This window comes from Candidatus Baltobacteraceae bacterium (assembly GCA_036489885.1).
Lineage (GTDB): Bacteria > Vulcanimicrobiota > Vulcanimicrobiia > Vulcanimicrobiales > Vulcanimicrobiaceae > JAFAMS01.
Map to the genome: position 1 here is coordinate 348,875 of DASXEW010000003.1, position 14,246 is coordinate 363,120.

General features: G+C 61.7%; 14 protein-coding genes. 5 read left to right on the forward strand and 9 right to left on the reverse strand.

The window, feature by feature from the left end; all coding sequences use genetic code 11:
• Window positions 1-17 precede the first annotated feature (17 nt).
• Window positions 18-2,207 carry a methyl-accepting chemotaxis protein gene (locus tag VGG22_07655; GenBank protein HEY1728230.1) on the forward strand — a complete coding sequence of 730 codons (2,190 nt, stop codon included), beginning with the start codon at window positions 18-20 and terminating at the stop codon, window positions 2,205-2,207.
• Here VGG22_07655 and VGG22_07660 read toward each other — a convergent pair.
• A complete protein-coding gene (locus tag VGG22_07660) occupies window positions 2,156-2,899 on the reverse strand; it encodes a HisA/HisF-related TIM barrel protein (GenBank protein HEY1728231.1) in 744 nt (247 codons plus the stop codon). The two genes, VGG22_07655 and VGG22_07660, sit on opposite strands and share 52 nt — an antisense overlap.
• A 27-nt stretch (window positions 2,900-2,926) precedes the next feature.
• On the opposite strand from VGG22_07660, the gene VGG22_07665 reads away from it, so the two are divergent.
• The gene (locus VGG22_07665; GenBank protein ID HEY1728232.1) at window positions 2,927-4,039 is read left to right on the forward strand and encodes an aspartyl protease family protein; all 1,113 of its coding nucleotides are present in this window, start codon (window positions 2,927-2,929) and stop codon (window positions 4,037-4,039) included.
• On the opposite strand, the gene hisH is transcribed toward VGG22_07665, so the two are convergent.
• On the reverse strand, window positions 4,011-4,622 hold the full coding sequence (gene hisH, locus VGG22_07670) for an imidazole glycerol phosphate synthase subunit HisH (GenBank protein HEY1728233.1): 612 nt from the start codon (window positions 4,620-4,622) through the stop codon (window positions 4,011-4,013). The two genes, VGG22_07665 and hisH, sit on opposite strands and share 29 nt — an antisense overlap.
• Window positions 4,623-4,677: 55 nt before the next feature.
• Between hisH and VGG22_07675 the strand changes: the two genes are divergently transcribed.
• Window positions 4,678-5,814 (forward strand): hypothetical protein, encoded by a 1,137-nt coding sequence (locus VGG22_07675; protein ID HEY1728234.1) that lies wholly within the window; start codon window positions 4,678-4,680, stop codon window positions 5,812-5,814.
• Between the two features lie 11 nt (window positions 5,815-5,825).
• Window positions 5,826-6,941 (forward strand): trypsin-like peptidase domain-containing protein, encoded by a 1,116-nt coding sequence (locus VGG22_07680; GenBank protein HEY1728235.1) that lies wholly within the window; start codon window positions 5,826-5,828, stop codon window positions 6,939-6,941.
• On the opposite strand, the gene VGG22_07685 is transcribed toward VGG22_07680, so the two are convergent.
• Window positions 6,907-7,563, reverse strand: a complete 657-nt coding sequence (locus VGG22_07685; protein ID HEY1728236.1) for an ATP-dependent Clp protease proteolytic subunit — start codon at window positions 7,561-7,563, stop codon at window positions 6,907-6,909. The two genes, VGG22_07680 and VGG22_07685, sit on opposite strands and share 35 nt — an antisense overlap.
• Before the next feature lie 75 nt (window positions 7,564-7,638).
• On the opposite strand from VGG22_07685, the gene VGG22_07690 reads away from it, so the two are divergent.
• Complete coding sequence (locus tag VGG22_07690; GenBank protein ID HEY1728237.1) at window positions 7,639-7,839, forward strand: hypothetical protein; 201 nt, start codon at window positions 7,639-7,641, stop codon at window positions 7,837-7,839.
• Here VGG22_07690 and VGG22_07695 read toward each other — a convergent pair.
• The 6 genes from VGG22_07695 to VGG22_07720 are packed head-to-tail and all read right to left on the reverse strand — an operon-like array spanning window position 7,836 to window position 14,242.
• Window positions 7,836-9,212 carry a citrate synthase gene (locus VGG22_07695; GenBank protein HEY1728238.1) on the reverse strand — a complete coding sequence of 459 codons (1,377 nt, stop codon included), beginning with the start codon at window positions 9,210-9,212 and terminating at the stop codon, window positions 7,836-7,838. The genes VGG22_07690 and VGG22_07695 overlap by 4 nt on opposite strands.
• A gap of 16 nt (window positions 9,213-9,228) precedes the next feature.
• Entirely contained in the window at window positions 9,229-9,813 is a 585-nt protein-coding gene (gene hisB / locus VGG22_07700; protein ID HEY1728239.1) for an imidazoleglycerol-phosphate dehydratase HisB, read from the reverse strand.
• A 46-nt stretch (window positions 9,814-9,859) separates the two neighbouring features.
• The gene (locus VGG22_07705; protein ID HEY1728240.1) at window positions 9,860-10,819 is read right to left on the reverse strand and encodes a D-alanine--D-alanine ligase; all 960 of its coding nucleotides are present in this window, start codon (window positions 10,817-10,819) and stop codon (window positions 9,860-9,862) included.
• Entirely contained in the window at window positions 10,810-11,742 is a 933-nt protein-coding gene (gene murB, locus VGG22_07710) for a UDP-N-acetylmuramate dehydrogenase (GenBank protein HEY1728241.1), read from the reverse strand. Before murB ends, VGG22_07705 begins: the two co-directional genes overlap by 10 nt.
• A complete protein-coding gene (gene murC / locus VGG22_07715) occupies window positions 11,739-13,085 on the reverse strand; it encodes a UDP-N-acetylmuramate--L-alanine ligase (protein ID HEY1728242.1) in 1,347 nt (448 codons plus the stop codon). Before murC ends, murB begins: the two co-directional genes overlap by 4 nt.
• Complete coding sequence (locus tag VGG22_07720; GenBank protein ID HEY1728243.1) at window positions 13,082-14,242, reverse strand: UDP-N-acetylglucosamine--N-acetylmuramyl-(pentapeptide) pyrophosphoryl-undecaprenol N-acetylglucosamine transferase; 1,161 nt, start codon at window positions 14,240-14,242, stop codon at window positions 13,082-13,084. The genes murC and VGG22_07720 overlap by 4 nt, the downstream gene beginning before the upstream one ends.
• Window positions 14,243-14,246: the final 4 nt, after the last annotated feature.

Genomic DNA, 14,246 nt, shown 5'->3' on the forward strand with positions numbered 1-14,246 from the left:
GCGAAGCGACGCCGGGCATGTCTCTGTTGACGCGTTATCATGAACTATTGTCGGCCGCTGCAATGCGGCGTTATGTTTTTACGCTCGCGACTGCTCCGCTGCTCGTCGTTCTCGCACTCGCTTTCGGAGATTACAGTGTAGGACGATGGCCGTTTACGGGCATCATCGTTGCGGCGCTCGCGTCGTCGTTCGCGGGCACGTTCGCGCTGCGTTCTTTCCTATCGCCCGTTCGCACGGCGTTGGATGTTTTCGAGCGCGGTGACCGCGACTTCCGCAGACTCCGTGACGTCTGGTCGCGGCTTCAATGGTTTCCGCTGTTCATTTCCGTTTTAATGGCGGCGCTTTACGATTTCATCATTCTGGCGGCCGTGCCGCTCGGAAATGCGCTCGCGGGTGAATCGCTCGCGCGCAATTTTCAAGGGACGCCGCTGCTTATGGCGATCGGAACGATCATCGTCGCGGTGCCGGTGTATCTGAGCAGCGAACAAACGGCGGCAGCACTGGTTTCCCTAGTCGCACAGAGTATTTCGATCGACGTTCCGTCCGACGAGCGTCGCGACGGAGGCCTTGCACGCCGGCTCGGCGTTGCCATCGGCGCAATCGTCATCGTCATTCTGCTCGTCATGACGTCGGGGATGTTACATCTTGCCACAATGGTCCGCGTGGGCGGCGACCCGAGCGAGGGCTACCGGCTCGCGATTTTGACGGTCGTCGCCTCGTGCGGAACGGCAGTCGTGTTTGCACTCGTGATCGGATCCTATCTGAATCTGAGCATCGTGCAGCCAGTTCGCCGCATCGCCGAAATGTTACGCCGCGGTCAGGATGGCGACGTTACGACGGCGCAAGAGCTTCGCTACGAACCGCAAGCCCCCCACGAAATTGGCAATCTTGTCGCCGCCTTCGTCGCGACCAACGTCGCGCTCGCCCACTTAGCGGAAGACTCGGAACGCATCTCGCACGGCGATCTTGGCGTCGAAGTCATTCCGCGCTCGCGCAACGATTCGCTTGGGCTCGCGCTTCGACGCTTGGTCGAAACCGTACGGCGCGCGTTCGGTGATGCGCATCGCGTGGCGCGCGCACTCGAAGGTGAAGCAACGGCCCTACGCGAGCGTGCATCCGAGCTTTCGTCGGTCTCGGCGGTCACGGCGAACGATTTGCAATCTTCGAGCGCCGCGATGCGTGAAATCGACGTTACATTCGGCAAAGTCGTTGACGCGACGGGAACTGTGCGGCGCGTTGCGCGCGAGTCGCTGGCGATCGCAGGCGAACTTGGGAAGGCTGCATCGATCACTGCGACGTCGCTCGATAACCTCGAAGAGATCACGGCGCAGCGGTACGGCGTCGTCCGCAATGCATCGGAGCTCAGCGCGCGCGCCAGCGACAACGCCGCCGAAGCGACGGCTGCGCTGACCGAAGCCACCGTTGCATCAAGTTCTGCCGCCACGACGATGGATCGAATGCAAGAAGCGATGCAGTCGCTTGCCGCGGCATCTGCGCAGATCGGCGCAATCGCCGTAACGATCGAAGAGATCTCCGATCAGACGAATTTGCTGGCGCTCAACGCCGCGATCGAAGCTGCGCGCGCCGGCGAACACGGCCGAGGGTTTGCGGTCGTCGCCGACGAGATTCGCAAGCTGGCCGACAGCTCCGGAACGGCAACCAAAGAGATTTCCGGACTCATTCGCAAGACACAAGCCGACATGGAACGTGCCGTTACGGAAACGCGCGCGGGCAGCACCGCGGTCGCATCGGGACGCCAGCGGACGATAGCAGCGTCCGAAGCACTCGTCAGCATCGTTTCCGACATCGATTCGATGCGCGCGCAGATCGCGACCGCAGCGCAACTCGCCGGCTCGCAATCAGATATTCGAGACGCGCTGCGCGCGGCAAGCAGTGACCTGGAGATGCTCACGACCCGCAATCGCGACCTCGGCGCGGTGCTCGATTCAACGATCGAGACCTTGGTCGACGCCTCCGAGCGTGGTCGCTTGGCCGCGGACCGTACGACACGCAACGTCGAAGCACTGGCCGAAGGATCGCGCGCCGTCGCGAACGCCGCCGAACAGTTCCAAGATCTCACGTTCTCGCTGCACATTGAGGCCGCGCGCCTCAGTCAAACCGTCGAGATGTTCCACGACGAAGAAATCGTTGACGATCAGCCCACGACGGCGGTAATCGCTTCCTCTAAATCGATCGTACCCTCGTAAAGAGCGCGTCCGACGATCGCATGATCGACGGTCGTAGGCGTCCCTTCGCGCAGCGCCATCAGGTCGTCGACGGTACGCGCACCACCGCTGGCTGAGATTCGTACCGGCGCGAGTTTCGCGACGTGCGTTAGCGCCGCGAGATCATAGCCGCTTCCCGTCCCGTCGCGTGTGATTTCCGTATAGATGATCCGTTCGACGCCCCAGCCGGCGACGTCGCGCACCAATGCGTCGCGTGAGACATGTGACTGCTGCTGCCAGCCGCGTGTCGCGACGCGATCTCCCCGCGCATCGATCCCGGCGATCAGCCGTTCCCGAAAGCGTTCGATCAGCATCCGCGCGCCGGGTGGATCTTCGACCAGCAGCGTCCCGATGATTACCTCGGTTGCGCCGGCAGCAAAACGCGCTTCAATATCGGCCGGGCGCCGCACGCCGCCGCCGGTTTGCACGCTCACGCCGGTGGCCGCGCAAATCGCGCGCAGCGCCGCGAGATTCTCGCCGCTGCCGAGCGCGCCGTCGAGATCGACCACGTGCAGCCGTGTCGCGCCGGCGCGCACGAATGCTTTCGCCCGCGAAACCGGATCGGCGTCATACGATTTTTCCTGCGCCGGATCGCCTTGCCGCAGACGTACGCATCGTCCGCCCCGCAAGTCAATCGCGGGAACGACGAGGATGGAGCGCGCGAGCAGGTCCATTCTTGCGATTTCCCGCAAACACCGCGCGTGTTCCTCGCGCTCGCATTCAGTTTAGCGTTTTCTCTTCAAGCAAACCACCTCGTTATCCCGATCACGATCGACGGAACGCCGACTTACGCGCTCTTCGATACTGGCGGCGGCAACACGCTCGATCCGCAGTTCGCGCGTAAGCTTGGACTCCGTGTGCAAGCGAGCGGCACGGCGTCCGGCGCTGGTGAAGAAACCGTCAAAGCCTCGCGAACGCACGTCGACGCACTCACGTTCGGTGGGCTGACGATGCACGATCAAGACTTCGCCGTGCTTCCGCTGCCGCGAGCGCTGACCAACGGAAACGGCATGACGGTCAGCGCCATCGTCGGACGAGAAATTTTGGCGCGGTATGTTACGCGCATCGACTACGACGCGCAGACGCTAACCTTCACGCCCAATAGCGAGTTCCAGTATGACGGCTCGGGCGCCCGGGTCCCGCTCCATCTCGGTTCGTCGGAAGCTATCGTCGAAGGCTCGATCGACGGCGTCTCGGGCTCGTTTCAAATCGACACGGGCTCGTCCGCATCGCTCATCCTGACCTCACCGTTCGTCGCTGCGAACAAGCTGCGCGAGAAGTATCAAATCGCCGGAAACATGATCGTCGGCCGCGGCATCGGCGGCTACTCGCGTGCCGATCTGGCGCGCGGAAAGCGCCTGCGCATCGGAACGTTCCAGATCGACGATATGGTGCTCGATCTCTCGACCGATAACGGCGGCGCGTTCGCCTCGCATTGGGTCGATGGCAACATCGGCAATGACGTCCTCCAGCGTCTCACGATGACGCTCGATTATGCGCATCACGTCGCTTACTTCGAGCCGAACGCTCGCACGAATGTTCCAACGCCGCCCAACCGCATCGGCATCTACGTACAGAACGACAATCGCACCTACTTCGACGTTGTCGACGTTCTCGCAAGCGGACCCGCGTTCGAGGCGGGGTTACGTACGGGCGATCGCATCACCGCGGTCGACGGCGTCCCTGCACGCAACGTTACCGAAAACGATTTCTGGCGGCTGTTGCACGATATGTCCGGTTCGGTCCATACGTTCACGGTTGACCGGAGCGGTCAAACGATGACGGTCAGCGTGACGTTGCGAGATACCGCGTAAGGAAGTTGTCGAGAATCCGCCCGCCGACATGTTGGCTTTTCTCCGGATGAAATTGGGTTCCCACGATGTTGTCGCGCGCGACAACGGCTGAAAACCGTTCGCCGTAGCTGCACGCCGCAACCGTTTCAGGTCCGACCGGCGCGCAATACGAGTGCAAGAAATAGACGAAATCGCCGCTCGCAATGCCATCCAGAATCGGATGCTTTCCAAGAATTTCCAGCTCGTCCCAGCCCATGTGCGGGACGCGCGGCGCGTTTTCGAGGCGTTTGATCGTCCCGGCAAAGACACCGAAACCGGCATGCTCGCCATACTCCAAACTGCGTTCGTAGAGTATCTGCATTCCAATGCAGATTCCGAAAAACGGCCGGCCTTCAGCGATGAAGCGTTGCAGCGCCGCATCCAAGCCGTTTTTTCGCAGCGCGCGCATCGTGGCTTCAAATGCGCCATCGCCCGGGAGGATAGCTGCGTCGGCGTCGTGTAGGCGCGCCGGGTCACCGGTCACTTCGAAAGGCGCATTCCTTCTTCGCAGCGCCGAAACGAGCGATCCCAGATTCCCGCCGCCATAGTCGACGACTGCAAGCACATAACGCTCTGAGCCGGAGGCTTGTCCGACCCCTGCTTAGGGAACGAGGAGTACGGTGTTACGTTTTTTTGGAATCGTCCTGAGTCTGGCCGTTGCAGGCGCATTGCCCGCTCGATCGGCTGACACGGCGCTCACCGTTCCGGCCGGTTTCGCGATCACGCGCATTGCGACGATTGCGGATGCGCGCGAATTGGCGGTGTCGCCGAACGGTGATCTGTTCGTCGGTACGCTCGGTGGAAACGTCTATATCGTCGCCCATCCGGACACGACACCGGCAGCACCGCGCGTATTCGCTTCGTTCGCCGACCGGCCCGCAGCCGGCGTTACGTTCGGCGGCGACGCGTTGTACGTCGCAACGCAGTTCAAAGTGTGGAGCATTCCGTACAAGGCCGGTGACGAAAAGGCCGCTGCCGAGCCTCGCAAAATCGCAACCGTTCGCACGAGCGGGCGTTCAAGCGATCACTTCACCACCTCGGTCGCGTTCTCAAAGAACGTTTTGTACGCCAGCGTCGGGTCGTCGTGTGATGCTTGCGACGCCGAGCTCGACACCACGCGCGCAACCGTTCAAGCTATGCAGCCGGACGGAAAAGACATGCATCCGGTTGCCGTTCACATCCGCAATGCGATCGCACTGGCCACGAATCCGAATACCGGAACCGTTTGGCTTGGTGCTGCCGGGCAAGATACGCTTCCCGAGGGTCATCCCTATGAGATTGTCGATCCGTTCACACTGCACTCGGGCGTTCCGAATTACGGTTGGCCCGGATGTTATGAAAACCATCGCAGCGACGGCAGGCACGATTGCAAACTCATGACCGTCGCACGCGTCGCGCTTCCCTCGTATGTCACGCCGATCGGGATGGCAATCTATCCGCAGGAAACGAAGGCCGCGCATGCGTTTCCGGCGCCGTATCGTGGCGGCATCTTCATTGGTGTGCACGGCTCCTGGCACCAGCCGCTGCGGCCGCCGCGCGTGCTCTTCGTCCCCATGCACGGCGACGAGCCCTCGACTCCAGCTTCCTGGGACGACCCGGAGCGGCAGTTCCGCCAGTTCGTTGGCGGCTTTCAAGCGGCTGACGGCAGCCGCCGAGGACGCGCGACCGGCGTCGCCGTGGGGAAAGATGGTGACCTTTACGTTGCAGACGATTACGCCGGCGCCATTTATCGTATACGCTACACGGGCAGCTCATAGTAAGGAATGAAATGAAATCGAACGTTGTTTTGGTCGCAATCCTGGCCGGCGTCATCGGTGGCGTCTCGGGAACGCTCGCGACGCTGAATCTCGCACCGCACCGCGTGCTCGCCGACAATCTCGATGACCAACAACGCATCATAGATGCGGTCAAGCACAGCGAGCCGTCCGTCGTTGCGCTCAACGTCACCGCCAACGGCACCCGAATCGCACCGACCAATCCACTCGGCTTACTCTTCGGCGCTCCAAGCGGCGAACGTGTCGTGCCGTTTCACGAGGTCGCGTCCGGGTCGGGCTTCGTCTTCGACAAAGACGGATTGATCCTCACCGACGATCACGTCGTCCACGGTGCGCAAAAGATTACGGTCGTTTTCCAAAACGGCGATAAGATCCCGGGCAAGATTTTTGGCGAGGATTACAACGACGACATCGCGCTCGTCAAAGTCGAAAACTACGCGAAGCTTCCGCCACCGCTCGAGCTCGGCGACTCCGCCACGGTTCAAAAGGGCGAATGGACGATTGCTATCGGCGAGCCGCTCGAATTGTCGCAGACGGTCACGGTCGGCGTCGCCTCGGCGTTTGGCCGCGACGAACAGATCGAAGGCGAAGACGGCGTGCAGCGCACGTTCCGCAACCTGCTGCAAACCTCGGCGCCGATCAATCCCGGCAATTCCGGCGGCCCGCTCATCGATCTCGACGGTCGCGTCATCGCGATCAACCAGTCAGTCGCAGCGCCCGCGCAAGGCATTGGTTTTGCGGTACCGGCGAGCGTGATCGAGACAAGCGTTGCGTCGATTCAAGCCCATCCCGGTGTGATGAACACTGCGCCGGTCGGCTTTCTCGGCGTTCAGTTGGTGGCGATCGACGACAACGTCCGCAAAGTGCTGCACTACAAGGGCAGCGGCGCGGTCATCCTCGGCGCGATTTCAGGCTCGCCCGCCGCGAGCGCCGGCTTGCATCCCGGTGACGTCATTCAGGCGGTGAACGGCAAGAACGTCAACGGCGCGCAGCAAGTCACCAAGATCGTGGGCGCATTAAAGCCGGGGGAAATCGCGAAAGTGCGCATTTGGCGCAAGGGCAAAACGAAAACCGTTAATGTGCGCTTGGGGACGCGTCCGCTTGGCTAATGGCGCTGCGCGCTGAAGTATTGAGCACCTGATCGATGATTCCGTACGTGCGCGCTTCCTCGGCGCTCATATAGAAGTCGCGCTCGAGATCGCGCAAGACCTCATCGGCCGGCTTACCCGTCGTCCGTTCGTAAATCTCTGCAATCGTCTTACGGGTCAAAACCAATTCGCGCGCGTGAATCTCGATATCCGTCGCTTGGCCGCCAATTTGTCCGATCGACGGCTGGTGGATCAGGATTTTGCTGTAGGGGAGCGCCATGCGTTTGCCCTTAGCCCCGCCCGTCAGTAACATTGACGCGGCCGACGCAGCGAATCCGGCGCAGATCGTCGCGACCGCCGGCTTGACGAGCTGCATCGTATCGTATATTGCAAGACCGGCACTCACGCTGCCACCCGGACTGTTGATGTACATGTCGATATCGCGGTCGGGATCTTCGCGCTCGAGAAAGAGCAACTGAGCGATGACGAGGTTGGCCATGCCGTCATCGATCGGCCCCGTGACGAACACGATCCGCTCTTTCAAGAGCCGCGAGTAGATGTCGTAAGAGCGCTCGCCACGCGCGGTTTGCTCGACGACAATCGGTATCAGCGTCATGCCGCGAGTATAGCGATTCCAGCTCAATGCGCTAGAGTTTGCGCATCAAAAGCGGCCACGCGGCGGAGGCACTTACGAGCCCACAAGACGAAATTACGCGTTATGAATACGTTGACCGATCAACAGCGCGAGCGCATTCTCGCCTTGCTTCGGGAAGGCAAGAGCCTGCGGCGCATTGAGTTCGAGACTGGCCATCGTCGCGAAACAATAGCAGCCTATGGCAGGCGCGCCGGTTTGCTCAGCGCCGAGCCCGCTGATATCGGCTCTCGACGCCGAGACCGGGCGCAGATGTTGGCGGCTTAGGTTCCGCCGACCACCGTCGGTTCGGAAGGCATCGGCTTGCCGCTCGTCATCGGCCGGCCGTCGCTTCCGGTTACGCGTTTCTCGACGGCAACGTAGTCGCGTCTTTCCGGACCGCAATACAGCTGACGCGGACGCGTGATGCGCTGATCCGGATCCTCGATCATCTCTTTCCACTGCGCGAGCCAACCGACCGTGCGTGAGACGGCGAACACGGCCGTGAACATATTTTCGGGGATTCCGATCGCACGCATCACGATGCCCGAATAGAAGTCGACGTTCGGGTAAAGCTTGCGCGAGACGAAATATTCGTCGCTGAGCGCGATCTTCTCGAGCTCGACCGCGATTTCGAGCAGCGGATCGTGCTCGTGTCCGATCTCCTTGAGCACCTCCTCGCAAATCTGCTTCATGACTTTCGCTCGTGGATCGTAGCTCTTGTAGACGCGGTGACCGAAGCCCATGAGACGGAACGAATCGTCTTTGTCTTTCGCGCGCTTGATAAAATCGGGGATGCGTTTCTTTTCCCCAATGACCTCAAGCATCTTGATCACTTCTTCGTTGGCGCCGCCGTGCAGCGGTCCCCAGAGTGACGAGATGCCGGCTGCGACGCAGGCGAACGGATTCGCGCGGCTGGAACCGACCGTGCGAACGGTCGAGGTCGAGGCGTTCTGCTCGTGATCGGCTTGCAGGATCAAGAGCGCGCGCACGGCCTTCGCAAAGACCGGATTGACCGTATATTCCTCGGCCGGAACTGAGAACATCATGCGCATGAAGTTTGCCGGATATGTGAGGTCGTTGCGCGGATAGACCATCGGCTGCCCGAGCGCGTACTTGTGCGCGGCGGCCGCAATCGTCGGCATCTTCGCGATCAGGCGATAAATCGAGATGATGCGGTGCTGCGGATCGAAGACGTCCGTGCTGTCGGGATAGAAGGCGGAAAGCGCGCCCACCACGCCGAGCATGATCGCCATTGGATGCGCGTCGCGGCGGAAGCCACCGTAAAAGCGCAGCAGCTGCTCGTGCACCATCGTGTGATGCTTGATCTCCCAACGGAACTGCTCGAGCTCGACTTTGGTGGGCAGCTCGCCGAAGAGCAGCAAATAGCAGACTTCAAGATACGTGCTCTTCTCTGCAAGCTGATCGATCGGATAGCCGCGATAAAGCAAGATGCCTTGATCGCCGTCGATATAGGTGATCGTCGAGCGACAGGCAGCCGTGCTTCCGAAGCTGGGATCGAACGTGCAGTAACCGGTGTCTCCGAGTAACTTGCGCACGTCAACGACGTCGTATCCGTACGTCCCCTTGTAGACGGGCAAATCGGCGATCAAGTTGCCTCGTTCGTCCAAAAGCTTGAATTTTCGGGTTTCCTCAGGCACTTTGATCCCCTTCCGTTTACTCGAGAACGCCTTTGGTTGAAAGAATGTCGCCGCCCGTAATCATCTTCGCTTGCGCGAACGAGCGGGCGAAGGCTTTGAACGCCGCCTCACAGAGATGATGATTAACATGGCCGCTCATCTGCACCAGGTGGAGATTGAAGCGGCCATTATCGGTTAGGGCTCGGAAGAACTCGGCGACCATCTCGGTTTTCATATCGCCGAGATCTTCGGCCGTGAACTTGACGGCAAAATTAAGGTACGAACGCCCCGAGAGATCGATGCTCCCTGCGACGAGCGCGTCGTCGAGCGGCACCATCATCGAGCCGAACCGCGCGATCCCGCGTTTCTCACCGAGCGCCTCATGCAGAGCTCGACCGAGCGCGATCCCGACGTCCTCGATCACGTGATGGTGGTCCATGCCGTCGCCCTTGGCAACGACGACCAGCCCCAGGCCCGCATGCGTGGCCAGCGACGCGAGCATATGGTCAAAGAACTTGACCCCTGTGTCTACCTCGATCGGCCCGGGCGCGAGGTCCAGGCGGAGGGTGATCTGGGTCTCCTTCGTGTTCCGTTCGACCGAAGCACGGCGTGCTTCAACCATAGCCTAGTGATGTTCCCTATCTAGAGGCATTTGCCATCTACCTCGCCTACCCGACGTTCGTTTGGGGGACCTTGCCCTTCAGCCGGCGGCCCAAGGCGAGCCCTACCAAACGGTCGACCAGCGCTTCGTACGAGATTCCGGCTACGGCCGCCTCGTCGGGGATCAAACTGTTCTGCGTCATGCCCGGAAGCGCATTAACCTCGAGGATGTACGGCCGGCCCTCTTTGGAGACGATGAAGTCGCTGCGGGAGTAGTCGCGCAATCCGATGAGCCGGTGCACGGTGAGGGCCAGCATCTTGATGCGTGCGGCCAGATCGTCGTCGATCGGCGCAGGGCACAAATGCCGGCTTCCGCCCGGCGTGTATTTGGCGTCGTACGTCAGGAAGTCGTCGCCGGAGGTGATCTCGACGACCGGCAGCGCTTCGTCGTCCAAAACTCCGCATGAAAATTCGCGTCCCGCAATATACTCTTCTGCGAGGACTTGCGCGTTGTGCGCGCGCGTGCTCGCGACGATCATCGCTTGCGTCCACTGCTCGTGCGTTTTCACGAGCGTGACGCCGGTGCTCGAACCTTCATTGCGCGGTTTGACGACGAGCGGCAAATCGAGTGAGCCGGGCAAGAGCGGAAGCGCACCGTCACCCAGATCGTAGGCATCCCAATTCGGCGTCGGTAGACCTTCGGCGGATAAAATCTTTTTCGTGACATGCTTGTCCATCGCGAGCGCGCATGCAAGAATTCCGCTGCCCGTATACGGCAAGCCCAACCACTCCAGAACGCCTTGAATCATGCCGTCTTCGCCGCCCGGGCCGTGCAGGGCATTGAACACGACGTCGGGTGCGAGCTCGCGAATATTTTCGATGAAATTCTTGTCGAAATCGAGCGAGCGGGCGGGATAGCCGAGCTTGTCGAGCGCGCGTAAAACGTTCGAGCCGCTCGCGATCGATATCTCGCGTTCGGTACTCGTACCGCCCATGACGACGGCGACTTTTGGTCGCTTTACGGGCATATGAACTCGCCTACCAAGTGCACTTCCAATTCGAGGTCGACGGCGAAACGTTCGTGCACCGCACGCCGCACGCGCGCGAGAAGCGTCGTGACGTCTTGGGCCGTCGCGCCATCGACGTTGACGATGAAGTTCGCGTGCAGGCGTGAGACTTCGGCTCCCCCGACCCGCCACCCCTTAGCGCCGACCTCTTCGATCAGACGTCCCGCGTGGTTGCCTTCCGGGTTGCGAAAACACGAGCCGGCGTTTGGAAACTGGAGCGGTTGCGTTTCCTTGCGGCGCACGAGACGGCGCTGCATCTCGCCACGCACTTCGGCCGGTTCGGCGCGCTCGAAGGCGAGGGTGACGTGCGAGACGACGGCGTCGCGCGCGAGCGACGTGCGGCGATAAAAATATTGCGGCGTGACGGCGTGCGCGTCGGGTTTCGACGGCGTTTGAATCCACACGTCGCGCACGAAGTCGCCCATCTCCCGATCGGTTCCCGCGTTCATTCGCAGCGCACCGCCGACGCTCCCAGGAACCCCCGCGATCGAGCCGATTCCGCGCGCTCCCGCGGATGCCGCCTGCGCGGTGAGCAGCGACAACGACGCAGCCGCGCCCGCCCGGACGAGGACCGTCCCGGCTTCAGACGTGGCGTCCACCGCGAGCGAGGAGTACTCGCCGCCGAGCCGCAGGACGATTCCACGAATTCCGCCGTCGCCGACGAGCAGATTCGATCCGCTGCCAAGGACGAACCAAGCGATGCCTCGCCGCACGCACAGCCGCAGCACGAACGCGACCTCATCGGTCGATTCGATCGAGACAAGCGCGTCGGCGGGCCCACCGATTTTCCACGACGTGAACGGCGCCAGCGGTTCATCGAACGCAGCGCGCTCCCCGAAACGATCCGCGAGCTCTTTCCGCTCGCGGTCGCCGATGCGGCTCACCGCGCGGCGAACTTCTGCGCGCTCTCCGTAATCGCGCCGGCGCCCAATATGAGGACGAGCGAGCCCGCGGGTGCCGTGATCTTCAATGCGTCCGGCAACGCTTTAACGTCCTTGACGTAGGTTACGTCGGTTCCGCGCGCAGCCAGCGGTTCTCCGATCGAGCGCGAAGTCACGCCGTCGATCGGCGGTTCAGAGGCCGCGTAGATCGGCGCGAGGATGACGTGATCCGCTCCCGAGAGCGCCTCCGCAAACTCACGCGCCAGATAGCGCGTGCGTGAGTAGCGATGCGGCTCGAAGGCGACCACGAGCGGGCCTTTGTGATAGCGCCGTGCCGTTTTGATCGTTTCGCGCACGGCCGTCGGGTGGTGCGCGTAATCGTCGACGACGCTGAGGTCTTTCTCGCGCAACAGAAATTCAAAGCGCCTGCGAACGCCCGAAAACTCGTCAAGCGCGTCAGCCACGCTTTGAAACGGCATTCCCAAGTGCATCCCGATTGCAATCGCAGCCAGCGCATTTTGCACGTTGATCTCGCCCGGCACGCGCAAGCGCAACGTTCCGAGCGTCGTTCCGCGCAACGAGATCGTGGTATGCGTGCCGAAATCTTCATACGTGTCGATCGTTGCGTGCAAATCTGCCTGCCACGCGTTGATGCCGTACGCGAGCACCGGGACGGTATTCTGGCTTCGCGCGATCTCGTCGCTGTATTGATTGTCGACGCCTGCGACGAGCAGGCCGTCATGTGGAGCTTTCGCCACGAAGCGCTTGAACGTTCCGAGCATGGCTTGCCATTCGCTCTCGAAGCGAATGTGATCGTTCTCGATGTTCGTGACGACGGCCACGGTCGGATTCAGATGCAGGAACGAGCCGTCGGACTCATCGCTCTCGGTGACGAACCATTCGCCTTTCCCGAGGCGCGCATTCATTCCGGAATCGATCGGTTCGCCGCCGATTGCGACCGTCGGATCAAGGCCGCCGTATTCCAAGACCTTCGCAATCATCGCGGTCGTCGTCGTCTTGCCGTGCGTTCCGGCGACGGCGATCGTTTTCTTGCCGGCGGTTAGCTCGGCCAGCATCTGTCCGCGCGTCGTCACCGGAATCTTCAGCTCGACGGCGTGCGCATACTCCGGATTCTTCTTGTCGATCGCGGAGCTGACGATGAGGCGCGTAGCACCTTTGATGTTTTCCGGACGATGCCCGATGTTGATGAGCGCGCCTTCGCCGCGGAGCTTTTGGATCAACGGCGTCTGCTTGACGTCCGAACCGGTGACTTTTTCACCGCGTGCGAGCAGCAATCGCGCGATTGCGCTCATTCCGATTCCGCCGATCCCTACGAGATGGGTCACGGACGGTTTCTTTCTGTACCGGTAACCCCGCGGCCCTCGCGCAGATTGCGGACGCGGCGCACGATCATCGCCGTTGCATCGGCAGGCGCAAGCGCCCCGGCGCATTTTGCCATTGCCTCGATCCGCTCCGGGACGAGCGCTTCGCTCAGCGCATAAAACAGGACGTCGCCGCTCAGCTCCGCGTCGTGCAACAGCCGCGACGCGCCGCTCTCCGAAAAGAAGCGCGCGTTGGCATTCTGGTGATCTTCGGATGCGTGCGGATATGGAACGAGCAGCGAGGCACGGCCGGTCGCCGCCAGCTCGGCGAGCGTCGATGCGCCGGCACGTGCCACGATGAGATCGGCCGCCGCATAGGCCGGCGACGGATCGTCGAGATACGGTACGAGCGTAAAACGGCTTGGGCGCTTTTCGCCGATGCGGGCTTTCATCGCGTCATAGTCGCGCTCTCCGCAGACGTGCACGATCCACCAGGGCGCGGGCACGCCGCGACTCGTTACGAGGTCGATCACCGCGTTGTTGATCGAGCGCGCACCTTGACTGCCGCCGAGAACGAGGACGACCATCGCATGCGCGTGCGAGTCGATTTCGAGCTGCTCGCGCGCACGCTGCTTGGGCACGAGCGCCTTGAATTCGGAGCGCACCGGAATGCCGGTGACGACAGCTTTTCCTTTAAACGCGTCGGGCGCCGTCCAGCTCGCCGTCCAGACTTCATCGACGAGCGGACCCAAAAGGCGGTTCGTAAGTCCGGGCAGTGCGTTTTCTTCTAGCAGCGTCAGCACAGGATTGATGCGGCGCGCCGTTCGCATCGCACGCGCTGCAGCGACGACCGGAAAGCCGACATATCCGCCGCTCGCGATCACGACATCCGGACGAAAGCGCGCAAGCGCTCTCCCGGCAACGGCGAGTCCGGCGGCGTTGGCACCGACGGTTGCAATCAGCTGCGCCGACAGACGGCGCGCAAGCGGTCGCGACGGGATCAATTCGAGTGGGACGCCGGCTTTCGTCACGATCGTGCTTTCGAGTCCGCGCCGCGTTCCGAAGAACACCGACGTGTATTCTTCGCCACGTGCCGTGCAGTCGTCACGCAAGGCCGCATCGATCGCCAAACCAGGATAGATATGTCCGCCGGTGCCACCGCCTGTAATAACCGCGCGCAACGTC